This is a genomic window from Vibrio bivalvicida (genome assembly GCF_001399455.2).
Classification (GTDB): domain Bacteria; phylum Pseudomonadota; class Gammaproteobacteria; order Enterobacterales; family Vibrionaceae; genus Vibrio; species Vibrio bivalvicida.
Map to the genome: position 1 here is coordinate 95,963 of NZ_LLEI02000083.1, position 24,302 is coordinate 120,264.

General features: G+C 43.9%; 21 protein-coding genes. 15 read left to right on the top strand and 6 right to left on the bottom strand.

What is annotated here, in order from left to right; all coding sequences use genetic code 11:
- The first annotated feature begins 3 nt into the window (after positions 1-3).
- The 3 genes from icmH to APB76_RS20360 all read left to right on the top strand — a co-directional run bounded on the left by icmH (position 4) and on the right by APB76_RS20360 (position 5,319).
- The gene (icmH, locus tag APB76_RS20350) at positions 4-1,203 is read left to right on the top strand and encodes a type IVB secretion system protein IcmH/DotU (RefSeq protein ID WP_054962471.1); all 1,200 of its coding nucleotides are present in this window, start codon (positions 4-6) and stop codon (positions 1,201-1,203) included.
- A 2-nt stretch (positions 1,204-1,205) separates the two neighbouring features.
- Entirely contained in the window at positions 1,206-4,574 is a 3,369-nt protein-coding gene (tssM, locus tag APB76_RS20355; protein ID WP_054962472.1) for a type VI secretion system membrane subunit TssM, read from the top strand.
- 91 nt (positions 4,575-4,665) lie between these two features.
- Positions 4,666-5,319, top strand: coding sequence for a protein kinase domain-containing protein (locus APB76_RS20360; RefSeq protein ID WP_054962473.1), 654 nt, complete (start codon positions 4,666-4,668; stop codon positions 5,317-5,319).
- Here the strand turns inward: APB76_RS20360 and APB76_RS20365 are convergent.
- Positions 5,285-8,431 carry an HD domain-containing phosphohydrolase gene (locus APB76_RS20365; RefSeq protein ID WP_049843998.1) on the bottom strand — a complete coding sequence of 1,049 codons (3,147 nt, stop codon included), beginning with the start codon at positions 8,429-8,431 and terminating at the stop codon, positions 5,285-5,287. The two genes, APB76_RS20360 and APB76_RS20365, sit on opposite strands and share 35 nt — an antisense overlap.
- Before the next feature lie 365 nt (positions 8,432-8,796).
- On the opposite strand from APB76_RS20365, the gene APB76_RS20370 reads away from it, so the two are divergent.
- The 9 genes from APB76_RS20370 to APB76_RS20410 all read left to right on the top strand — a co-directional run bounded on the left by APB76_RS20370 (position 8,797) and on the right by APB76_RS20410 (position 18,456).
- Entirely contained in the window at positions 8,797-9,768 is a 972-nt protein-coding gene (locus tag APB76_RS20370) for a tripartite tricarboxylate transporter substrate binding protein (RefSeq protein ID WP_049843997.1), read from the top strand.
- Between the two features lie 245 nt (positions 9,769-10,013).
- Positions 10,014-10,532 carry a tripartite tricarboxylate transporter TctB family protein gene (locus APB76_RS20375; protein WP_049843996.1) on the top strand — a complete coding sequence of 173 codons (519 nt, stop codon included), beginning with the start codon at positions 10,014-10,016 and terminating at the stop codon, positions 10,530-10,532.
- A 17-nt stretch (positions 10,533-10,549) separates the two neighbouring features.
- Positions 10,550-12,076, top strand: a complete 1,527-nt coding sequence (locus tag APB76_RS20380) for a tripartite tricarboxylate transporter permease (protein WP_049843995.1) — start codon at positions 10,550-10,552, stop codon at positions 12,074-12,076.
- Positions 12,077-12,310: 234 nt separating this feature from the next.
- Positions 12,311-12,799, top strand: a complete 489-nt coding sequence (locus tag APB76_RS20385; protein ID WP_049843994.1) for a GNAT family N-acetyltransferase — start codon at positions 12,311-12,313, stop codon at positions 12,797-12,799.
- A gap of 236 nt (positions 12,800-13,035) precedes the next feature.
- Positions 13,036-14,436, top strand: a complete 1,401-nt coding sequence (locus APB76_RS20390) for a TolC family protein (RefSeq protein ID WP_049843993.1) — start codon at positions 13,036-13,038, stop codon at positions 14,434-14,436.
- 9 nt (positions 14,437-14,445) lie between these two features.
- On the top strand, positions 14,446-15,426 hold the full coding sequence (locus APB76_RS20395) for an HlyD family secretion protein (protein ID WP_049843992.1): 981 nt from the start codon (positions 14,446-14,448) through the stop codon (positions 15,424-15,426).
- Between the two features lie 12 nt (positions 15,427-15,438).
- Positions 15,439-16,602, top strand: coding sequence for an ABC transporter permease (locus APB76_RS20400; RefSeq protein ID WP_049843991.1), 1,164 nt, complete (start codon positions 15,439-15,441; stop codon positions 16,600-16,602).
- Positions 16,599-17,738 carry an ABC transporter permease gene (locus APB76_RS20405; protein ID WP_049843990.1) on the top strand — a complete coding sequence of 380 codons (1,140 nt, stop codon included), beginning with the start codon at positions 16,599-16,601 and terminating at the stop codon, positions 17,736-17,738. Before APB76_RS20400 ends, APB76_RS20405 begins: the two co-directional genes overlap by 4 nt.
- Positions 17,739-17,826: 88 nt before the next feature.
- On the top strand, positions 17,827-18,456 hold the full coding sequence (locus APB76_RS20410) for a MarC family protein (RefSeq protein ID WP_049843989.1): 630 nt from the start codon (positions 17,827-17,829) through the stop codon (positions 18,454-18,456).
- Between the two features lie 79 nt (positions 18,457-18,535).
- Here the strand turns inward: APB76_RS20410 and APB76_RS23505 are convergent, their stop codons facing one another.
- Entirely contained in the window at positions 18,536-19,831 is a 1,296-nt protein-coding gene (locus tag APB76_RS23505; RefSeq protein WP_049843988.1) for a methyl-accepting chemotaxis protein, read from the bottom strand.
- A gap of 273 nt (positions 19,832-20,104) precedes the next feature.
- Here APB76_RS23505 and APB76_RS20420 point away from each other — a divergent pair, with 273 nt between their 5' ends.
- Complete coding sequence (locus APB76_RS20420) at positions 20,105-20,488, top strand: hypothetical protein (RefSeq protein WP_049843987.1); 384 nt, start codon at positions 20,105-20,107, stop codon at positions 20,486-20,488.
- A 100-nt stretch (positions 20,489-20,588) separates the two neighbouring features.
- Here the strand turns inward: APB76_RS20420 and APB76_RS20425 are convergent, their stop codons facing one another.
- Positions 20,589-21,026, bottom strand: a complete 438-nt coding sequence (locus tag APB76_RS20425; protein WP_049843986.1) for a DUF3859 domain-containing protein — start codon at positions 21,024-21,026, stop codon at positions 20,589-20,591.
- Positions 21,002-21,397 (bottom strand): ATP-binding protein, encoded by a 396-nt coding sequence (locus APB76_RS20430; RefSeq protein WP_049843985.1) that lies wholly within the window; start codon positions 21,395-21,397, stop codon positions 21,002-21,004. The genes APB76_RS20425 and APB76_RS20430 overlap by 25 nt, the downstream gene beginning before the upstream one ends.
- A 120-nt stretch (positions 21,398-21,517) precedes the next feature.
- Between APB76_RS20430 and metA the strand changes: the two genes are divergently transcribed.
- Complete coding sequence (metA, locus tag APB76_RS20435) at positions 21,518-22,459, top strand: homoserine O-acetyltransferase MetA (protein ID WP_049843984.1); 942 nt, start codon at positions 21,518-21,520, stop codon at positions 22,457-22,459.
- On the opposite strand, the gene APB76_RS20440 is transcribed toward metA, so the two are convergent.
- A complete protein-coding gene (locus APB76_RS20440; protein WP_049843983.1) occupies positions 22,456-23,274 on the bottom strand; it encodes an alpha/beta fold hydrolase in 819 nt (272 codons plus the stop codon). The two genes, metA and APB76_RS20440, sit on opposite strands and share 4 nt — an antisense overlap.
- A 122-nt stretch (positions 23,275-23,396) precedes the next feature.
- On the opposite strand from APB76_RS20440, the gene pilW reads away from it, so the two are divergent.
- A complete protein-coding gene (gene pilW / locus APB76_RS20445) occupies positions 23,397-24,095 on the top strand; it encodes a type IV pilus biogenesis/stability protein PilW (protein ID WP_054962474.1) in 699 nt (232 codons plus the stop codon).
- Here pilW and APB76_RS23340 read toward each other — a convergent pair.
- Complete coding sequence (locus tag APB76_RS23340) at positions 24,092-24,283, bottom strand: hypothetical protein (RefSeq protein ID WP_049843981.1); 192 nt, start codon at positions 24,281-24,283, stop codon at positions 24,092-24,094. The genes pilW and APB76_RS23340 overlap by 4 nt on opposite strands.
- Positions 24,284-24,302 lie beyond the last annotated feature (19 nt).

Genomic DNA, 24,302 nt, shown 5'->3' on the forward strand with positions numbered 1-24,302 from the left:
GCTATGAACTATTTGGATGAAGAAACCCTAGCCTGGGATGCAAAAGAGTCCGATTTCGTCGCTAAGGAGGAGGATAGCAGCGACAGTTCTTGGCTATCTGTTGACGCCAGCCGTGGGCGCAGTGAGTTCCTGCACTATTTTGATAAAGCTGAAAACCAGCTCCTTAATATAAGCAGCGAACTATTAGCGACAACCCTAAAAGTTTCGACACTTCCTGAACCAGAAGATGTCACTACCCTACGTCAGCAATTGGTTGATGGCATTAACGACATCAAAATAAAAGGGGCAGAGCTTTCGTACCCGGTTGCAGTAATCGATAAACTTTGCTTTCTATATGCTGTTGTCTTAGATGAACTAATCATTTATAGCCAATGGGGAGAGTCTAGAGGCTGGGAAAATAAAACCCTGCTTAGTGAGCTGTTTGGTATGCGAAATGGTGGTGAGTTGTTCTTCACTGTCTCAGACAAAGCACTCAGACAGCCGCACAAGATGATTGACCTGCTCGAAATTATCTACATTTTCTTGAATATCGGCTTTAAAGGTCAATACCGAGAAACAGGCAATGACCAGCTCAAAGCCTTTATCCATCAGCTAGAGCAGTTAGTCAGTCAGTACCGTCAGTCGAGTACAATGCACTGCCACACTCGCACTAAACTTCCCAAGGTTCGCAAACCGACTCGTCGTAAGCGCTATTTGATCACAACTATCTTCTTCTTGTGCCTAATCTTCACGAGTATTGGACTTACTTACTTTTGGTACAACAATACTCACTCTCAACGCGCAAGAGACTTTAACAACTTACCTGACTTCAGCACACGTTACGTCATGTCCGGCCAAGTGAACGATATTGTATTTATCAGTGACGATGCCGATTTAGAAACCTTGCCACAACGGGCAAGTAAAGTAGAACTTGTCGATGCCCCTGCGCCAGCTAATTTGGGGACTAGTCATTCCACTTGGTTAGTTCAGTTGGCCACCTTCTCTTCCAAAACCAATGCTGAAAACTTTACTTCTAAACTCGCTCCATCTAAATACGAGCCTGTAGTAGACGAGTTCGATTCTTACTTCCGCGTAATTGTTCGAAGTGAATCTTCAATACAAGCCAGAGAAATTAAGAGTTGGTATATTGAGAAAGACCAGCTCACACCAATCATCGTCAGAAATACGCAAAGCGACCATAAAAATGATAAAGAGGCACAATAACGATGAGTGACGCTAAACCCTCACAAAACACCAAAAAGCGCGGAATAATCTGGTCTATTGTGCTTGCAGTGCTGGTTATGCTGATCGGTGGAGCATTAACTTGGTGGCTAGATAAGCTGATGCTAGGTGGTGCATTAACCTTCATTTCAGGTCTGGTGGTTGGACTTATCACGTTTTGGCTAATGAGACGAAAAAGTGGCGCTAGCAAAGAACCCGATCAGCAAAGGCTATTGGTTCAAAAACGTAGCAAACTATTAGCACTACATTTTAAACGCATGCTTGGTGTTCAAAAACGTAAAAAACGTTTAAACAGCCGTTATGACCAGCCTATCTATCTTCTGTTGAGTGATGATCCATGTAAGGACAAAAGTATCATCACGCAGATGGGTTACGAGGCATACAAGGTAGATGATTTTGGCAATGACATTGAGTTCCCAATCCTTTTCTGGCTAAGTGAACACTCCATTCTTATTTCTATTAGCATGGGGGACGATCAGCAACCTCAATACCTTAAAACGCTTTCTAACTGTCTAAACAAATGGCGTCCACGCCAAGCCATTAACGGCTTATTGTTAACAACCGAGGTCGCGACATTACTGGGTAATAAAGAGAAACTCACTCAACGAGCAGATGATGTTAAATCGACCATCAAAACCTTCAATGACACCTTCGGTTTGAGTTTGCCCGTTTATAACCTCATCACTAACATGGGTCAGGTCAATGATTTTTGCCAGTTTTTCTCTGCTTTCGATGAAGCAAAACGCAATGATGTGTTCGGCGCGACTTCTCCGGTGATTAAAAATGGTGGTATTGATGCAGACTGGTTCCATGAAGAATATGACCATCTAATCAGTCAGTTAATCGCTAACACTAGTAGCGCCCTATCTTCACAGTTAAATCAGGAATACCGTAACTCTATATGTGCTGCGCCCTACCAATTTGGTTTGCTAAAACAGAGCTTGTGGCATTTCCTACAAAGGCTTTATCGTGGGGACCAGCTAAACAACGGGCTGAATTTTAGAGGATTTTACTTTACCCACAGTGGGGCGAGCGAGAAACAGTACGATCTTCTTGCTAATGTGGTCAACGAGTCTTTAGGCAACGAAAAATTCCAGCAGCATCAGCAAATACCTGTCACTCAGACCCTATTTGCTCAGCACATCATGAATCACGTCGTCTTGAACGAAAACGAATTGGTTGGGGTTAACCGACGCAAAGAAAACATGCTGATTTTCTGGCAAGGTGCTTACACCGTGTTCTGCGCTGCTTTCCTCATCACTCTTTTAGCCGTAATCAAACTTGATTTTGATTACCAAAACGCTCGTGAAACCCGCGCAGACAACATGCTTGAACGATACAAAGAAGCGATCGCGGCGTCTCCTTACGACATTGAAAACATGGCGGATAATATCCCTAACCTGTACTCACTCAATCGCATATACGCACTCTATCTCGAGCCTGACCCTTGGTACACACTTTCATTTATGCCGAGCTCAAGCATTAAGAAAGTCGTGGAAGCGGCCTATTTCGATGAGCTTGCTCGTGTTTTGATTCCTTCGATGGAAAACACGTTAGAAAAAGATTTGTTCGTGTACGTCAACCTTGAAGATCAAGCGAAGACCTTATCACTGCTCAATAACTACCGATTGTTGTTTGACCCTAAACGCACCAATATTGAAGAGCTAAAGAGTTACTTTATGTCTTCACTGACCGATCAGGGCGAAGCAGATAGTGTAAATCTTGCGCAGCTTAAAATCCTACTTGATGACGTTTTTGCCCAAGACATTGTACCAACCAAAGCCAATTTTGATCTTGAAAAACTAGCGAAGAAAGTCATCAATCAAACTGGTGTCGAAACGCTACTTTACGAGCATATTCTAAACTCACCGACTTACTCTAAACGGGTCGACGTACGCCAAGAGCTGGGTTCCAATTTTTCACAGTTACTCAGTTTCTCACCAAACTATGTTGGCTACTTAGTCCCTTATTTATACACACCTTCAGGTTTTAATGAACTTGACCTTTCTGTCGGTTCCCCTGCCCTGACAGAAGCATTGCAAGCCTATGAAGGTGTAGCGGGGAACTCACCAAGTGCCCTTGAGCTTTACCGAATTAGTCGAGATCTAAAACAGATGTATCAGAATGACTACATCAATTACTGGAGAGATTTTACATCTCACATTCAAGCTAATAGCGTAGATAGTGCTGATACATTAAAAAATGCCCTCTCTGTATTGACTAATGCATCCAACAATCCACTAGCACAGCTCTATGGCACGATCAGTAAATATACTTCGGTAGAAATCGAGGTCCCAAAGGCAGAAGAAGGCCAGGCGCAACCTCCAGCCCAAGATGCTGATAGAAAAGAATCGGCTCGCCAGATTTACATTGCATTTATGCCGTATCACAAACAGGTAAAAGCAGATGACCAAGGTGTCAAACCGATAGATACCATACTCACTCAGATAACAGAGATGGAGACTTATCTAGAGCAGTTTTACTCTTCAGATACCCCTCAGGAGCTTGCGTTCGCTACGCTAACAGCCGAACTGAAAGTCGGCAACCCTGTATCGGCCGTCGCAAAGCAGACTGAAAAACAACCACTGCTTTCCGTAAACATAATCAATGGCATAACCAAGCAAGCTAACGAGATGGTGATGCTGCTAGCGCATGGCTATCTCAATTCAACCTGGCAGTCAGAAGTGTTCCAAACCTATCAAAACACCATTGCAGCCTATTATCCATTCAATAGAACGGCGTCGGTGGATGCAACTACCAGTGATGTTGCCTCGTTTTTTAAAAGCAATGGTGTGTTGGATAAGTTCTATCAATCCAAATTAAAAAGCTTTTCTACCGATGAACGTTCGCCTTTCTTGCCAGGATTGCTACCAAACTCTGGACTCGCACTTGACCCAAATGTTTGGCAAATGATTGGCAAAGCCACAGATATTCGCAATGCATTGTTTTTGCAAGACCCGCAAAACCTGTCACTTCAGTTTCAATTAAAAGCAAAAGAGATGAGTTCAAACTTAACTCAGTTCTCGATCATTGCTGAGAAGCCTCTGTTTATTTATCAGCACGGTCCAAGACTGTGGAGTAAGCAATCTTGGTCAGCGACTGATGTCGACAAAGATGCCATTAGCTTCAAGTTGCAAGCGCAAAATACGCAGATAGCAGACGAAGCCTTCACCGGCAGCTGGGCTTGGTTCAAACTGATTGAACCAAGAGTGGTCTCAACAACCTCCCAAGATACTACCGTGAAGTTTGTTTATGACGATAGTCAGGTTCAACTAAGCATTAAGACGCAAGGACAAAATAACCCATTTGTTCCTAACTTCTTCTCTGCTTTCACTCTTCCTGCCAGTATTTAAGATGAGGGATGCTAGTTCATCACTGCATCCTAGCATCCAAAATTGTATGCGAGCTCTAGGGGTTTCCTATTGCTCGCATATTGGTAATCAAGTGTATCTCGTTGATAGCCCTTTATACGGAAAGGTTGCCCTCAAATTTGCTCTTTCTAAACTTGCCAAATCTCAACTCCACAACGAGGCTAATTTTCTAGCTAACTATGCTTCTAGCTATTGGCCTAGTTTTATCGATGCCGATAGCCATAATCAGACCAGTTGGCTGATGTACGGATTTGTCGAAGGTCAATCGCAGGCTGACTGTAAAGCTCAATCGAATAGCGCTTTGATATCAAAACTCGAAACTGGGCTTAGAACAATTCATGAGACGGGTTTTATCCACGGTGACATAAAACCTGCAAACATCTTAACTAGCCCAAACGGTGAGCCTGTCTTTGTCGATCTTGGTAGCGTACTTCCAATCGGGCGACGTTACTCAGAGCAAGCACACTCTTCTGTTACACCCAGCTTTGCATGTGTCAGCGCGCTAAAACGCCATGGCCTTATTCGCATTCAAGATGACTATACCTCGTTAGCACTGACACTTCAGGCTATGTCAGGCAAACACCCTTACCATGGGCAATCCATTGCGGAGTTCGTAGCAACAGAAAAACTCCCTAAATTGGGAGCTCTTCCTTCAAGATATCAAATGCTTCTCGACCAACAACTCAGAATAGCTAAGCAACTTGCTGCTCGGAAAAGTACTGGCTGATATCAACTTGATCAATCTGGCTTTCGGGAAGAAATGCCTGAGCGTAATCCAAATAAACACCACTTTCTAGGAATAGCAAGAACAGGTCCATATCAACATGTTCGTCTTGCGCCATCTTGTACAAAATGTCTATCGCAACGCTAATAGGTTTAGCTTTCTTATAGGGCCTGTCCGCTGCTGTAAGTGCTTCGAATATATCTGCAATAACTAACACTCGCTCTGGAATCGAAATGTCTTCTGCTTTCAATTTACGTGGATAACCCGTTCCTTTGAGAGTTTCATGGTGTGTGGATGCGTAGCGTGGCACACGACTGAGCTCTTTAGGAAATGGCAGCGCTTCAAGCATTTTAATACCACTGATCATATGCTCATTGATTTTGAATCTATCTTCAGCGGTCAACGTACCGCGAGAGATAGACAAATTATATATCTCACCGAGATTATATTGATGCTCAGGCACATCCACTTTAATCGCAAACTTATCATCAAACTCTAATGGGCGAATTCTCTTTTGGATATGTTCAGGTTTATCAGAGAGTAAAGACTCCGTCACAGGAAGAACTGTTTCAGATTTCGGTTTGTTTAAATCTTCAAATGGAGATAGGCCTAGCCGGTCATCAAAGTTCCGCTGCCAGGTTCTTTGGGCAATTTCTTTGATGCGCTCAACCTCTTCTTGGCCCATAAACTCGCCGCCTACATTGGCGCGAGCGACAAACTCAAATTCTTCTTGCAACGTATGCTTGATACTTTTTAGCTCTGCTAACGCAGTAGATTTGTCTTTGCTGGCTGCAAGCTGTGATGTTAAAAACATAATTTCTGCATCTCGCCAAAGCACTTCAAAGCGCATACGAATTTCGTGAATACGGTTGTAATTGGCTTCTAATTTTGTTCCTTTATCAACAATGTGCTCTGGGGTAGTGATCTTTCCGCAGTCGTGTAGCCAAGCCGCAATTCTGAACTCTCTTCTTTCGTCATCACTCTCAAACTTAAACGGTTTGAATTTGCCTTCTTGGCACTCTTCTACCGCTTTTGCCAACATCATCCCCAACTCAGGAACTCGGTTACAGTGGCCCGCTGTGTAAGGGGATTTGTCATCAATAGCCTGTGCAATCAACTTAATAAAAGATTCGACAAAGTCTTCTTGTTGCTTTTCATGCTGTTTGAGCGCCGCCCCCATCGAAGCGATAGATTCAGATAACTCTGATACTTCTTTGATTCGCGTATTAACCAGAGATACTGCGTCATAATCTCTCGCTTTTATTTTCTTGGTTTCTAGACGTAACGCTTTAACTGGAACAACAATTGGAGCGCTAAATTTCCACGCTAAAGGAAGCAAGACCGTCATTATTAAAACGGTCAGCCCGATCGAGGTCATCAGTTTAGGCCAAACTTGCTCATAAATGATGTCTTCAGGCAGCACTACTGCATAGAATTCATTGTGATTTTGTTCCGACAACAGCGGAGTCACATAGATAAAGTACTGTTGCCCTTGAATATCAATTTTAACCATCGAGTTATGGAGGCTGGGACTGCGCGATGCGGAAAAAAGCTCAGGGTAAGGTAAAAACGTTCCTCGCCATTGGCTGGTATCCAACCATTTTTCCTTCAAAGCGGTTCGTTGTTGTGGCGTGATAGCTAGTAAAGCTTTATCTAAAATATCGACTACAGAGCTATGCTCCCTTTTCATATAGAAATGAAAAGGGAGTATTTCAATACCGGACAACTTTGATACCTTGGCTTGTTCGGTATTAGACAGTTCATTTAGTTCAGATAACGTATGAAAGGTATCAATGATATAGTCATAGTGTTTCGTGGCAAGCCCTTGTTTGGCTTCATCTAAACTCGATACTTCAGTTAGGTTTAGAGTTGGTGCTTGCTCTAGTAACCACGATTTCATTCCATAGCCACCGACAACTGCAATCGACTCTTGAGAGAGGCTGGCCAGTGACGAGTAAACTGGCTTATCAGGATTGGAAGCTAGCGCCAACTCGCCACTAAACATTATGGCGCTTTTCACTCCACTCACCGCTTTAGTTTCAGGCACAGAGTGAAGTAAATCGAGCTCTCCTTGGTGATACATTTGTGACAGCGTCATCGAATTAAATCCATTAACAAATTCTAGCTCTATCCCTGTCATCTGGGACAGAATACTCAACAGATCTATCGCATATCCTTTTGGTTGTCCTGATTGAGCATAATCGTAAGGCCCCCAATCATTTTGATTGGAGACCATAAGCGAACCCACAGCTTCTATATCGGCTTTCTCACTCTCGCTCAGAGCTAGGGGCTTTGGGTTCGGGATACGCACTTCGTGATACAACTCAACGTTGGACGCAATCACCTCGCCCTTGTCATTAAAAACAAAAGACTCTGTACCACTATCAGGTGAAAGTCCGAGTTGCGTAGGCATCATCTTTTCTTTCATTGCCGAATGGACAATGTCCACTCCTATCACTCTTGATTGAGTGCGAATAGAGTATGTCTGTCCTGTAATCTTGAGGTGCTGAAATAGATAAGGCTCTGTTTTAAATACCTGCTGATGTTTGGGTCCCAAGTACCAAGGCCTTTGAGTAGGAAAATAGTTGCTGACTTCGGTTATTTTCTTGGTCAGCTTAAAATTTTTTGTGAGATAGTTGGTTGTACGAATTCGCTGATTTTCAGAGCCGGATATATTGATAATAACCCAACGATCATTGAGATCGGCTTCTATTTTTTCCCTTACAATCGAAGAGGATTCCAAGTTAATGATCTGATAAAAATCATCATTGTCACGCCCAACATACAGGCTATAAAAAAGTGGGTTATCTTCGAGGATTAAAGTGAATATATTGCGTATTTCGGTTTCAGCAAAAGTGTGAGTCGTTGATTCAGCAACGCTTTTGAGAATCTGCACGCTATTTGTCGCGTTTTTATCCACCAGTTCGAGATAAGATCCAATATCCGAAGAGGCGGAAGTAAGCTTAGCCAGTACATTTTCTTCCGACATCTGTTTACTGAAATAGTACTGTAGCCCAATGGCGACAGATGCGGTAAACAGAGTGGCACATAAGAACATGGTTCCGACCGTGAACTGTATAGAAAACTTCTTAGTCTGACGTGTGTGATCTTTCATTCTTTAACGCCCTCCATTGGCATTGACTGAACGAACTGAACCATTTTGTGGTGAGTATTTTTTAATTATCTTTGTACAATTCAGTATTAGAATATTTCCCCAACAATTCCACACTCCATCCCGTAAAATATGAGACAGATTGCATTATGTTTGCGCATTTGTACGTATTCATCTACCTGTGAACTTTATGAACAAAAACTCCACAATGACCATTATTCTTTTTATCAACGTATTGGAGACACAAATTTAACACATTGTTAACCTTGAACGCATCTACCAACAAGTTCCCTCCTTGCTAGTAGACAATTGATAACGATAAGCGTGTTCTCTATGAAGTACATGCTCATACATAAGGAACGTGAATCATGTTTAAGGTACTAAAACCAACCCTAGCCGCTTCAATTATCGCTGCGTCTTTTTCTTTCAACGCTTTTGCAGCTGATGTAGAGAAAATCCACTTCTTAATTCCTGGAGGTGCAGGAGGTGGCTGGGACATGACTGCTCGTGGCACAGGTGATGTGTTAGTTAAGTCAGACATTGTCGACAACGTCTCTTTCCAAAACCTGTCAGGTGGTGGTGGTGGTAAAGCCATTGCTCACCTAATCGAAACAGCCAAGCGCCAAGAAGATACGCTTATGGTGAACTCGACGCCAATTGTAGTGCGCTCTCTAACTGGGATCTTTCCACAATCTTTCCGTGATCTTACCCCTGTAGCAGCAACCATTGCAGACTATGGTGCAATCGTCACGTCGGTTGATTCTAAATACAACACATGGGAAGACGTCGTTACGGAATTTGAATCTAACCCGCGTAAAGTGAAAATAGCTGGTGGTTCCGCGCGAGGAAGCATGGATCACCTTGTTGTTGCAGCCGCCTTCAAAGGGGAAGGTTTCGATGCTAAGAAAGTACGTTATATTGCCTACGACGCTGGCGGTAAAGCAATGGCAGCCCTTCTATCTGGCGAAACACAACTCCTTTCTACAGGTCTAGGTGAAGTGCTAGAAATGTCGAAGTCTGGTCAGGTTAAGATCCTTGCAGTAACGGCACCTAAACGTCTTGAAGCGGCACCAGATATTCCAACGCTAACGGAATACGGTAATGAAACCGTGTTTGCTAACTGGCGTGGGTTCTTCGCAGCACCTGGCACTAGCCAAGAGAAGATTAACGAGTGGAATGCAGCTCTGACTAAGATGTACAAAACAGACGAGTGGCAAGTCGTTCGCGACCGTAACGGTTGGATTGATAACTATAAAGCGGACAAAGACTTCTATGCATTCTTAGAAGACCAAGAGAAACAGATGGGCGATCTGATGCGCGAGCTTGGTTTCCTAAAGTAACTGTTAAACCAGTTGTATGAGGGTGATTTTACACCACCCTCATCTCTTTTCGCCGTACATGAGCTAACTACACACAATCTCCTCTGTTTGTTTATAAACAGTTGTACCATTCAGTCAGATATTTGTTCTGATTGGTATACGGCCTTTTGACTAGCAGCAAATGGCTTATTCGTTGGTGAAACATGCTCATTAACTCTCGTGTACGGCTTTTTCTTTCCTTACCTGTAACGCAAATGGAGTTGGATATGTCGGACTTGCCAACGAACTCATTCACTAAAGGTAATTTTTTCTCAAAAGAAAACCTACTCTGTCGCGACCGTGTTGGCGCGATGATATTTTTGCTTGTCTGCCTATGTTATGGCTACCAGACAACCCAAATTCCTTTATTCCCTGGCGATGAATACGAACCCTTTACGGCTCGCACTCTACCAACGCTATTAACATTCGCTGGTATCGGCCTTTCGCTGCTTTTATTGGTAACAGGGCAACCCGATGTAAAAAGTGGAGCAGTCATTGATTTCAACTGGAAACTACTTATTGGTTTTCTAGTTTTGATGGCGCTTTACGGTGTTGGCCTAACCTACTTCGGCTTCGTCATTGCAACAGGTTTGTTTTTGCTTGCAGGATTTTATCTATTGGGGGAACGACGTAAGAAAGTGCTTTTTGGTGCATCTTTCCCGTTTGTCATCGCTTTCTACCTACTGCTCACCCAAGGCCTAGATATCTATTTAGAGCCAGGTGTTATTTTCACCATGTGGTCGTAATTTAAGGAAATAACATTATGTTAGACGGAATTTTACAAGGTCTTTCGACCGCAGTGATGCCAATGAACATCATAATGGTGATTGTTGGTTGTTTTGTCGGTACGTTTATTGGCATGCTACCGGGTCTTGGCCCAATTTCTGCTATCGCCCTGATGATCCCAATTACCTATGGTTTGGAGCCATCTTCAGGTCTTATCTTGATGGCTGGCGTATACTACGGGGCTGTATTTGGTGGTTCAACGTCATCGATCCTAATCAATGCTCCTGGTTGTTCATCAACCGTTGTTACCGCCTTTGACGGCTACCCTATGGCGCAAAAAGGTCAGGCAGGTAAAGCCCTTGCACTCGCGGCTTACTCGTCGTTTACTGGTGGTACGTTATCAGCAATTATGCTATTAGTTGCTGCTCCTGCACTGGCTAACGTCTCGCTGAGCTTCCAATCTTCAGACTACTTTGCCTTGATGCTACTTGGCCTTTCTGCTGTTGCTGGCTTTGCAGGTAAAGGTCAAGTGCTTAAAGCATGGATGATGACGATCTTAGGCTTGATGCTATCAACGGTTGGTATCGACAAAGGAGTTGGTGTTGAACGATTTACCTTTGGCTTTACTGACCTAATGGATGGCTTTAGCTTCCTACTATTGGCAATGGCTACCTTCGCACTAGGCGAAACCTTGATGGGAATCTTAAAGCCTGAGCAAGACACACGCTCAGACGAACAAAATAAAATGAGCAATATTGGCAGCATGAAAGTCACTAAAGAAGAAGTGAAAGAGGTAGCGCCAGTTTCAATTCGTTCGTCTATTCTTGGCTTCTTTACCGGTGTGCTTCCTGGTGCTGGTGCAACCATCGCAGCCTTCCTTAGCTACGGTATGGAACGTAACCTTGCGCCAAAGGAGAAGAAAGAAGAATTTGGTAAAGGCAGTATCCGTGGCCTAGTCGCACCGGAATCTGCTAACAATGCAGCTTCAAGTGGCTCGTTTGTTCCTCTTCTAACTCTAGGTATTCCAGGGTCTGGCACAACAGCCATCATGCTAGGTGCTTTGATTGCTTACGGAATTCAGCCGGGGCCACGTCTGTTTGTTGAGCACCCTGATGTATTCTGGTCAGTTATCATCTCGATGTACTTTGGTAACATCGTACTGGTGATCTTGAACTTGCCACTGATCCCATACATTTCTAAGCTACTTGCTGTACCGAGAACGGTTCTACTGCCTATGATCTTGTTCTTCTCGATCACAGGTGTATACCTTGTTTCTTTTAACACAATGGATGTCTTCATCATGCTGTTGATTGCAATGGGAGCAATCGCACTCAGGTTAGCTAACTTCCCGCTCGCCCCGCTACTCCTTGGATTTATTCTAGGTGGTTTGATGGAAGAAAACTTACGCCGAGCATTAATGATCAGTGACGGTGAGCTTAACTTTCTGTGGGAGCGACCAATTACAATGACATTCACTATCTTGGCAGTGCTTGTTTTGTTTAGCCCGTTATTTGTCAAACTGTTCCAAAAGCTAAAACCAGCGCCACAAAAAGTAGAGCAGTAACCACTACTCCTGTATATTTGGGTTTGACTTAACCTAAGCCAGTCGACACCGACTGGCTTTTTTGTCTCTAGCTTCGATAAACCATCTACCCATTATTGCGGTTACAACAGTATCTATCCATTAAAGCTCATGCCAATATCAATATTTATTCAAAATATGAATTATTAACATAAGTTAATGAGTCAACAGCGCGAGTCTTCTATTTTGTCCTCCAAGCATATAAGGAGAAAGATAATGCTAGAGTGGAGAATCAAAAAATTTGATCAGTTAAGCGTGCATGAGCTTTATGCTTTTTTACGCCAACGAGTAGACATTTTTATTGTCGAGATGGAAGAGCCCTATAGCGACTTAGACGGGAAAGACACGCACCCTGAGACGTACCATGTGATGGGGTTCGATGGTGAAGAGCTGGTTGCTTACAGCAGAATCATGCCGCAACAACTTGGTTACCCAAAAGAAGTGCTTCCACTAATTAAGGATGACGCTAACGATGTATCTATTGGCAGGGTAATTGTTAGTCTAAAATACAGAGGTAAAGGAGTTGGTAACGAACTAATGCGAGTAAGTTTCGAGTCAACAAAAGAGCTTTATCCGCAAGACTCAATTTTCATCTCTGCTCAAGAACACTTGAAAGAGTATTACGGTAGCTTTGGGTTCGAAGTCGTTACCGATCCTTACCTTGAAGATAATTGTAAGATGCTTGGACTGCGATACACACCTTAAAGCAATAAAGGCAGTTTATGATGATTCATAGGCTGCCAGTCACATTTTCTTTACTCATATAATTAACCACTTAGAGCAAATTCCGTACTTTCATTTCGATCAAGCAGTCACTTGAATGCTATGCATTTCTATCGAGTCCTGATCAATGTCAAACGCCATACTTTTTACAATTTAGTGATTGCCCGCACAGAAATTAGAGTATAAACTCTATTTTTTAACAAATAGAGTACATTACTATGTCGTTGCGTCCCATAGCGCTGTTGTTCGGTTTTCTTGGCGTCTACTCTCCCTTGTCCAACGCAGCTGCGATTAGCTTCGATCAAGCTTGGCAAGTTTTACAACAAGAAAACAATTCGTTAGCAGCACAGCGCTCAAATGTAGAACGCTACGAACACCTCAAAAATGCAACGGATAACCTTAACTTACCTTCAGTCACTGTTGGCGCTAATTACACGCGGTTAGATACAGACGTGAAGGTTTCCGGAAGTCAGCTTTTTGAAAGTACTGGTCAGCATCTTCCAAACCTTGGGCCTGTATTTAACCAACTGCTTGCGGGACTTGGTGGTGTAACTTCTACCATTACTGAAAGAGATATTTTCAGTTCTTCAATCCGTGCTGTTTGGCCTATCTTCACTGGTGGACGAATTAACGCGGCACAATCCGCTGCCGAAGGCCGTAAAGAACAAGCGCAAAGTGAGTTAGCAATGGAAACCCAAGCTCGCTTTGAAGACTTAAGCAAATACTACTTCTCTGTATTACTAGCCCAAGAGGTGGTGCAAACTCGCTTACTTGTGGAACAAGGATTAACAAAGCACAGAGATAATGCACTTAAGCTAGAGCAGCAAGGGCAAATAGCTCGCGTCGAACGCTTGCAAGCAGAGTCTGCATTGGATAAAGCGGTAATTGAACGCAAAAAAGCAGAAAAAAGCCTAGAGATCGCTCAATCTGCGCTCACCCAAATCCTAAACCAAACAACCAGTGTTGAGCCTGCCGACAGCCTATTTATCAACCAAAACTTACCAGAGCAGAGTTTATTCGTAGAACGTACTCTTGATACCTACCCCGGCTTAGCACTACTTGATGCGAAAGAGAAACAAGCTGATAGTTTGATTAAGGCAGAAAAAGGCAAATACTTCCCAGAAGTGTATCTGTATGGGGATTACAGCCTCCATGAAGATGACTCTCTCGCGAGCCAAATGAAACCCGATTGGTTGGTCGGTGTTGGTGTGAATATTCCTTTGATTGAGAATTCTGGACGTAGTGATCAGGTTAAAGCCGCGCACAGCGCAGTTTCGCAAGTCCGATACCTCAAAGCGCAAGCAAAACAAGATCTTTCCGTACTGGTTCAGAAAACATACCTTGAAGCGCAGCAAGCCCAAGAGGAAGTTCTGGGCCTAGAGTCAAGCATAGAGTTAGCGAGTGAAAATCTCAATCTACGTCAAAAAGCCTTCTCTCAAGGGCTATCCACCTCCACCGATGTGGTAGACGCGCAGCTTTACGTCGCAAGCGTTCAAACTCAGAAAGCAGCAGCAAGCTTTAACTACTTAATCTCCCTATCCAAGTTACTTGCACTATCGAGTGAGATGGATGCATTCAGCCAATACCAGCACAACGCTATCAATATTTCGAGCAAATAAGGATCTAAGATGAAAAATGCAAAACCACTTCTACTTACGGCTGTCGCATTGAGCGTTGCATCTTGGGTTGGCTATAGCTTTTACCAAGCCTATCAACCAAAACCGGTTCGCTTGCAAGGTCAGATTGAATCTCAGCAATACAGTATCTCTTCCAAAGTACCGGGAAGAATTGATCAGGTAATGGTGCGCAAAGGCGATCATGTCGAAAAAGGCGAGCTCATCTTTACGCTCCACAGCCCAGAAATTGAAGCGAAACTAGAACAGGCAAAAGCAGGTGAAAAAGCGGCGGGTGCACTTGCAATGGAAGCGGAAAAAGGTGCACGCGCTCAGCAAATCCAAGCAGCGAAAGACCAGTGGCAAAAAGCAAAAGCAGCATCTGCTCTAATGGAAAAAACCTACCTTCGCGTCAACAACCTCTATAAGGAAGGCGTGGTCGCCGAACAAAAACGTGACGAAGCAAAAACCCAATGGGATGCTGCTAAGTATACTGAGAGTGCAGCTTTCCAAATGTACCAAATGGCACAAGAAGGTGCGCGTAGCGAGACCAAGCTGGCAGCCGCCGAAAAAGCTCGTATGGCAGCAGGTGCAGTGGCAGAAGTCGAAGCCTACGCAGAAGATACCACGATTGAAAGTTGGTTTGAGGGTGAGGTATCACAAGTGCTACTTCAAAGTGGTGAGCTGGCTCCACAAGGGTTCCCTGTAGTAACGGTGATCGACACCGATGACTCTTGGGCGGTTCTGAATGTGCGCGAAGATTTACTTAGCCACTTTAAAAAAGGCCAAACCTTCTCTGCTTTCATACCGGCGCTGAATAAAGAGATTGAGCTTAAGGTTTCACACATTGCTGTGATGGGCGATTTCGCTACTTGGCGCTCTACAGATGCCGCTCAAGGTTTTGATCTAAGAACCTTTGAAGTCGAAGCAAGACCTACTCAGCCTGTGCAAAACTTACGTATGGGAATGAGCCTAGTTGTCGAGCTGAAAGGATAATTGGAAAGCGATATGACTGACCATAACGTTTCACAACTCACCATTATCCGACGAGACAAGTGGTTGTTGTCCAGCTTGACATGGCTACCTGTCATGTTGGCCGTCATGATATGGGCAGTCTTCTCGCAGGGGATAGCGCGAGACTTACCAATTGGTGTTGTCAATCTCGACTCGGGAAAAATGTCACAGCAGTTGATCCGGTACTATGACGCGACGTCAGCGATGAAGGTCGATAAACACTTTACTAGCGCCCTTGATGCCAAACAGGCACTGGTCGAAGGTAATATCTACGCCTACGCCGTTATTCCACATAACTTTGAGCAAGATACCCATAAACAGTTGCCCCCACAGGTTAGCGTATTTTACAACAGCCAGATGATCTTAGTCGGCAAGTTGATCAACTCCGCTTTCTTACAGGCTCAGGGGACGTTTAACGCTCAAGTAAGCGCTATGGGAAACTTAAGTCACGGTAATGCGACCCTTGCCTCTGCGATGAGCAAAGCTGTGCCAATTCGTAGCCAAATTACTCCGCTGTTTAATAAAAATTCAAACTACGCGCAGTTTTTAGTTTCAGCCGTTATCCCTGCTTTGTGGCAAATTGTTGTTGTCGTGACCACTATTTTAATCTTATCGGCCAACATAAGAGACAGAGGGCTGCAGTATTGGTTAGGAAAATCACCTGCGAAGGCTCTCTTCAATACGCTTGCACCTTATTCATGGGTGTTTGCTCTCCAAGGGTTTGCCTTCCTGTGCTGGTTTTACTTAGGGTTCAAATGGCCAATGAATGGCAGCTTTTTGGTATTGATCTTGGCTCAATGGGCCACCATCTTCGCTTGTATGATCATGGGCAGCCTGTTTTTCTTCTTAACACTCGATGCCGCTCGTGCGATGAGCTTTGCTGGTGCCTTTACCGCTCCGAGTTTCGCGTTTATGGGAATTACCTTCCCTGTTACGGACATGAACAGCCTTGCTCAAGCGTGGCGCAGCCTATTACCCATCAGCCATTATATTGAGGTGCAGGTTAGTCAAGTAAGCTACGGTCAACCTTGGACAGAGTCTTTGCTGCACTTGGCTCCAATGCTTGGTTACGGACTTCCTGCCCTATTGGCATTTGCTTTGGTTAAAAAACACATTGGCGCGCTGCAACTCAGTACCAATGATAGGGGAATATCATGAGTTTCTTTGCATTGCTTAAAGCCGAACTCAAAGCACTGTTAACTAATCCCGTGGTGACTCTTACCGTGTTTGGCGGCGTGGTATTTTATTCATTTCTTTACCCCCTACCATATAGTCACCAGACACCTAGAGAGCAAAAAATCAGTGTAGTTAACCTAGACAAGAGTCAAACCAGCTATCAATTAGAACGCATGGTGGATGCCACACCTCAAGTGCAGGTCATTCAACGCGACTACACCTTAGAAGATGCACACCAAGCCTTTCTTAATGGCGAGGTTAGCGGCATCTTGGTTATTCCTGAGCACTTTTATAAAGATCTTATGCTCGGAAAAAGCCCAACTCTCTCCTATGCTGGAGATGCTTCTTACTTTTTAGTCTACGGCACGATCGTGGAAGGTTTAGCCCAAGCTGGTGGCACTTTGGCCGCTCAAACCAAAATCGCTCAATTGCTGATAAATGGTCAACCACTATCCAAAGCCACTGAGCAATATGCACCGACCAAACTAAACCTAAAACCTACTTTCAACCCACGTATCGGATACGTAGATTATGTCGTTCCCGCTGTGTTTGTTTTGATTCTGCAACAAACTTTGGCAATGGCGGCGGGTTTAATGGTTGGCACGCAAAAACACGGAACAGGCTATTGGAGCCATGTTTCACCGCTAAAACTGATCTCGACGCGTTTGCTTGTTCTTATTACCGTCTATTACTTGTTAAGCATGTACTACTTTGGTGCAAGCTTTACCATGCATGGTGTAAACCAGTTGGCTCATGCTACAGATCTTTTGACATTGCTGCTGCCATTCCTTTTGGCTTCCAGTGCTATTGGGATCTGGCTGGGAGCAATTACACCCAGACGTGAACTGGTTACCTTAGTGGTGCTCATCAGTTCAATGCCACTTATCTTCAGCGCAGGCTTCATATGGCCAGTTGAAGCCATCCCTGCACCTATGGTTTGGTTATCTGAACTATTTCCAAGCACGCCGGCTATTCAAGGTTTCCTTACGTTGAACCAAATGGGGGGGAGTTGGCAAAATGTAACCGTTAACTACACCCAATTGTGGTTACAAAGCGCACTTTGGTTAGTCATTGCCTACTGGTTCTACAAAAAAATAAGCGTGAAACCAACACTATAGGCATTGGTTATTGTGGATGTATCGATAGTCTGGCTTTTATATACTGTGCTAATGTGATAGCTAAGCTCGCAAAACAAGTGATGAACCAATGCACGATTTAACTACAACGGCGGTGACCGTTTTCATGGGCTTTTTCGCCATGATGAACCCGATTGCAAATACGGCTGTCTTTGTCGGGATGACAGGACAACAAACCGCCGAGCAACGCAGACAGACCGCTTTTAAAGCCTTAGCAACCGCTTTTGCTATCGTTGCTGCTTTTAGCTTTCTTGGCAAAGGTATCTTTGAAGTTATCGGTATTACCCTTCCTGCTCTTCGCTTGGCTGGCGGCATTTTAGTGTTTCTCGTTGGCTATCATATGCTGCAAGGTAGCTCTTCGAAAATGCACAGTCATGGAGGTGAAGAAGATTCACAAAGTGGTGATATCGCGATCTCTCCTCTAGCTCTGCCGATACTGGCAGGTCCTGGCACAATCGCAACTGCAATGAACTATTCTGCGTCAGGCGATATATTCAGTATTGTGGTCACTATTGCCGCCTTTGCACTACTCTGTTTCATCACCTTTATCTGCTTCTTATTTGGTCCAAAGCTAGTTGATAAACTCGGTGAGAGTGGCATTAATATTGTCACTCGATTGATGGGCTTGATTTTGACAGTAATCGGAATGCAAATGCTGATTCAAGGTGTACACGACGCTTATATTCTGTTTCAAAAGTAACGGATCTTTTTATAACAAGTCATCTGCGAAAACGGAGCACCATTGCTCCGTTTTTTTTGCACCAACCTTCTCATGCTCACTAAGACTGACTTTCTGAAAGCCCCATCACAGTGTTAGAAACATTTTCGGCTCCTTTGTGGATCTCATCCATCACCGTCGATACTTCTGTAATTTTGGCATTCCCTTCTTCCAATATCGACGACACTTCACTCATCATATCGGTGACTTCGTTGATCAACCCCTGATTCTCTTCAACAACTTTAACTATCTCATCCGTTGACTCCGAAGTACGCGAAGCCAGTTGGCGAACCTCATCTGCTACAACCGCAAAACCTCGACCATGCTCACCAGCCCGCGCCGCTTCTATCGCCGCATTAAGAGCTAAAAGGTTGGTCTGGTCAGCAATACCTTGAATGGTTGAGACAATATTCTGAATGTTTTGAGAACTTGCGTTTAACTGCTGAATTTTTTGCACTGTATCATCCGCTTTTTTAGAAACGTTTAAAGATACTTCGACTGAATCAGATAAAAGCTGAGCCCCCTCCTGAGCTATTTGCGCAGTTTCGACCGAAGTCGAGTAAGCAACTTCTGAGGCTTCTGCGATTGCTTGGTTGCGTTCAATACGGGTTGTAATATCACTAGCAAATTTAACCACTTTAACCACTTTGCCTTTCTCATCCTTGATCGGGTTGTATGTCGCTTCAATCCAAACACTTGCCCCATGTGAACTCCGCCGTTGAAAAAGACCTGATTTAATTTGTCCATCTTCAAGATCTCGCCAAAAATGAGGATTATCTTTGTAAAACTCATCAAAACAGAACATACGGTGATGCTGACCGACTACTTGAGAGGCACTGTATCCCAGTGTTCGGAGAAAATTGGGGTTTGCAGAAAGCACAGTGCCTTTAGGATCAAATTCAATGATGGCTTGTGACTTATCCAGTGCGGAAATAAGCGCATCATTCTTTTGGTTCTTGTGAAAAATTTGAGTGATGTCAGAGGCTATTTTGGCGACACTCGACACCTTACCTTGAGAGTCGTATATAGGGAAATAGGTCGCCTCAAGAACGATGGTTTCACCTTGTTTGTTTTTTCTCTCGAACGTACCTTCTTTCGTAACACCATTCGCTAAGTCACGCCAAAAACTCTGATAAACAGAAGAACTCACATAACTGTCGGTACAAAATATACGATGATGCTTTCCTTTTACTTCTTCTAAGGAGTAACCTACAACACTTAAAAACAGCCGACTCGCATCTTGAATAGTGCCATCAGGGCTAAACTCTATCCATGCAACATGTTTTTTGATTGCGGCATAGACATGATCAGAATGACTGGGGGTCTTAGCGGACTCGGTATCCTTAAAAAACAACATAAATAAACCTTCCTTGGGAAAATGCACTTACTTGTAGTGCTGTAATTATAGACACCCGAGGAATATTAATTGGCTAATCTCAAAGTTTATCCGGAACACCTGCGTCACTAACCTACCATTCAAGCTGTAAAGTAGTACGCAACATAAGAATTATTAAGCGAAAATCACTCGTGTTTACTTTCAAATCATCGTAACTAGATTATTCCCTTTAGCGCGATGATAATTTAGACTGCTTTGAGTCATTGATACATTTGAACCAAGGATAGATAGTACATGAGCTCAAGTAACATTCTCAGTCAGGCACTGATCGAAAGTGGCCGTGATATTCCACTTCAAGAGCTACTGTTTGCCAAAAGAGTGCTAGATAATTATCTAGCTGTGGCGCAGGAAACAAGCCCTATAGAGCTACTGGCAGAAATGCGTGATGCCGCGAAAGGCGTAGAGTACTTCAAAGCTAACAGCAGTCCATGTGAAGCACGTAACGTAATCAGTAAAATGTTTACAGCGATTGATGCCTCGCAATCATTTGAAGCTTACAAAGAACTCGCAGGTAGACCACGTCAAGCTCTGCATGAACTTATCGAAGACCGTGCGCAGTTAATAAAACATGAACGCGGGTTATTGCTTGCCGCTGGGTATGACTTTTCTCGAATCTAACTTAATTATTGTGAGTAAGGGGCGAACTCTGTTATTGAGAGAGCACCAGTCGCCCCTCCCTAATCAGGGTTAGCTTTTAGACTATCACCACTACTTTGAACTAAAAACCGCGTTGCTTCCAAAATTCACCTTCATCACGTGCATACACATCAAATGTTTTTTCCGCAATGATGTTGCCGTTCAGCGAGATCGTCATTCGCCATTTACCAATATTCGACTCAAACCCGTCAATAGGATCCAGAAGCTGTATTGTATCTCCGAGATAGAAGTCCCAATCGTTACTGCCTATGTGCAAATCACCAGTAAATGGTTCTAGTACTTGGCCTTTTTTACCCCTAATTCCCGGGTGAGCAATACAAAAGTCGATCACCTCGCCCTTGGCTTTTTTGATGTTCACAATAAAGCCAAATTCGATTTCTTCATCTGCAGGCACTTTTGTTGTGAATTCTTGAATCTTTGGCAGATGCTTCGATTTTGAATCCCACTCCTGATAAATGCCGTAAGAAGTCATTTCTACAACTGGGGTACGCTTTGCCATTCTTGCCACCGTTTTTTCATTGATTGAATAGTTTCCGCCGTCACGCCATGGATATTGCCATAGTGGTTATGGCACTCGATAACTTCAAATCTTGCGCTAAGCCGCTTAGCCAGTTTGAAATAGGGAACGATTTCCCAACGCTGAACAAAAGTGTTTGAAACCACGACACTTTTCCCACTGGCAAGGGTTTGTTCCGTCATTGCTTGGCACCACTGATGTGCATTTGCAATTTTCGTCGCGTCGTAAACATAAGCGCCACAGTCACTAATAAAAAACATATCTGCTTCATAGTGCTTGGCTGACATTGTTTTGGCTAACGTGCTTTTCCCTGAACCGGGCAGCCCGCGAATCAACGTAAGTTTTAAGGTCATCGTGAGTTTAACTAGTGAATGAGCGGACGAATATTAATATAAATTGGCTATCGACATCTTATTCTGATTGAGTTAAGTTTAGAAGTATAGACGTCCATAAACATGCTTAGGGAGTAAGCTGTGCCAATTAAGATCCCCGATCAATTACCCGCATCTGACGTATTGCGTACTGAGAATATATTCATAATGCCTGAATCTCGTGCGTCAACACAGGAAATTCGTCCGCTCAAGGTGCTGATCCTCAATCTTATGCCTAAGAAAATTGAGACGGAAACTCAGTTCCTGCGCTTGTTATCAAACAGCCCACTCCAAGTAGATATTGAACTGCTGCGTATTGACGACAGACCCAGTAAAAACACGCCAACTGAGCACTTAGATAACTTCTATCGCCAATTTGAAATGGTCAAGGGGCGCAACTTCGATGGACTGATTATTACTGGTGCTCCGCTAGGCTTGGTCCAGTTTGAAGATGTGATTTACTGGGAACACTTGCAAACGATTATGAGTTGGGCAAAGGAGCACGTTACTTCAACCCTTTACGTTTGTTGGGCAGCGCAAGCTGGACTAAAGCTACTTTACGACTTACCGAAACGCACGCGTAAAGAGAAGCTATCTGGTGTGTACCATCATAAGATCCACCAGCCATACCATCCGGTTTTACGCGGCTTTGATGACACGTTCCTCGCCCCACACTCTCGTTATGCTGACTTTTCCTCAGAGTATCTCGCCGAGCACACTGATCTAGATATTCTTGCAACATCAGACGTTGCGGGCGTGTATCTGGCAGCAACGAAAGACAAACGAAATGTATTTGTCACAGGTCACCCTGAGTACGACTCCCATACTTTACATAACGAGTATATTCGCGATCTAGGTGAAGGAATGGAGCCTGCGATTCCTGTTAACTACTATCCGAACAATAATCCAGATAACAAACCGTGCGCAAGTTGGCGCAGTCATGGACACCTGCTATTTGCTAACTGGCTAAACTACTGTGTTTACCAACAAACACCTTACGACTTGGATCACTTCAGCGAAGCAAATTTTACCAAAGACGACTAATGCTCTTTTACTTGGTCAGCAGCCAAAACTATTTGTTGAATCTGTTCAGAAATCAAAGGGATATTTTGCCAAAGGATAAAATGTCCCTCTTTTTCAACTTCGAGATATTTTTTTGTCTTACCAGTTAATTTTGCGATGGCAAAAGCAGAATTCTCTGGGTCTGCAATCGTATCTTCTTTGCCATGAATTAGGGTCACTGGCCGCTCGTCCAACACTGTCCAGTCTTTAGCACTTAGATCACTCAATTCTTTAGCCAGCGGCATCATTTCACCGTTTGACCTCTGCCAATCGCGAGACAGTAGCCAATTAATCAACCAGGTATCTGCAATCTCGTTGTACCACTTTGGCTCTTCAAGCTTGGCATCCAGTGCTGGTGCCACCAAGACCAATCCGTCAACCATGTTCGGTAGTTGGATCGCGAGAGCCAACGCAATAGTAGCGCCTAGCGAATGCCCAACCAAAATATTCGCTTTATCCTTGGCAAGCAATTGGCCTATTGCCGCTGCTTGTCGATCAAGGCTGGTCACCAAATTGGGGCTAGACTCCCCATAGCCTAAGCGGTCAACAGATATAAGCTCTGCTTGAGATTTCAGCATCTCGTCAGACAAATAATCTGTATAGGCTGCGTGACTGCCCGGAGAACCGTGAATAAATATTACCCGGCTGCTCGCTTGTGGATTAGCGACTCTCACAAACGCTAAACCTTCGGTTGTCTTCTCTATTTCAGCATCAAATTCATTTGCAGACGAAGGTTTGCCTGCCATACCAATAATAAAGCTTACTATCGTTGTTAGAACTGCCGCTTTGTTTGTCACTCTCCACCTCATCAATTTGCACCGCCTACTGCAAAACTTGTCGCATACTTTACGCCACTCGCTAATCAGACCGGATGAGTTGAGATATACATTCAACATACTCACAAAACTCATGACCTGTTATGCGCTTAATTTCACTCGCTCTAAGTCTAATCCTTTCCGGTTGTATGGCACCCACCCTTCATGAAATTTCAGATGCTCGGCAACGTTCTGAAGCACGAATTGCACTTGGAGTTGGTTATTTGGAAAAAGGAAATATGCTCAAAGCAAGAGAAAACCTAGAGCAAGCCATAGAACACGCCCCCAATTATTACCGTGCTCAACTCGCACTCGCCCACTATTACGAGCAAGTCGGTGAACTTAATTCAGCTGAACACTTCTATAACCTAGCCTTCAAGCTGCACCCTAAAAACGGTAATGTGCTTAACAATTACGGAACTTTCTTATGTAAACAAGGCCACTACGCTCGCGCCGATCAATACTTCAACCAAGCCATTGCTCAACCCTATTATTATTTGTCATCAGCGAGTTATGAGAATGCAGCACTTTGCGCCCTAAAAAATCAGCAGACGGCGCAAGCAATAAGATACTTTAAACGAGCCTTAGACTATGACCCTGCCCGACCACGTTCACTGTTGACGCTAGCCAAATTGGAAATAGAAGCCGGTTCGTTTAACGATGCGAGATTGAGATTATTGAAATTCCAACAGAGATACGGGCTACAAAAGCCATCGCTAAGGCTGCTAGTAGAATTAGAACGCAAAGCTGGAAACCCGATGTTGGAAAGACAATATAAGCAAAAACTAGAGAATATGAGCTAATGCTTTCGTTTTGAATGGTGGATATTTCGCCTACGCCGAACCCGTGAAGCACGCTGTATTTTTCGATACTCTTTGTAGAGAATATATATAAAACCGATAAGCCCCATTGCTAACAAAACGGTAAATAAGAGCAAGAAACTGTCGCAGATCCAAGCGGGTTCGCAGGGCATATAAATCTCAAACTCCATATACCCTCCGTAAAGCTTT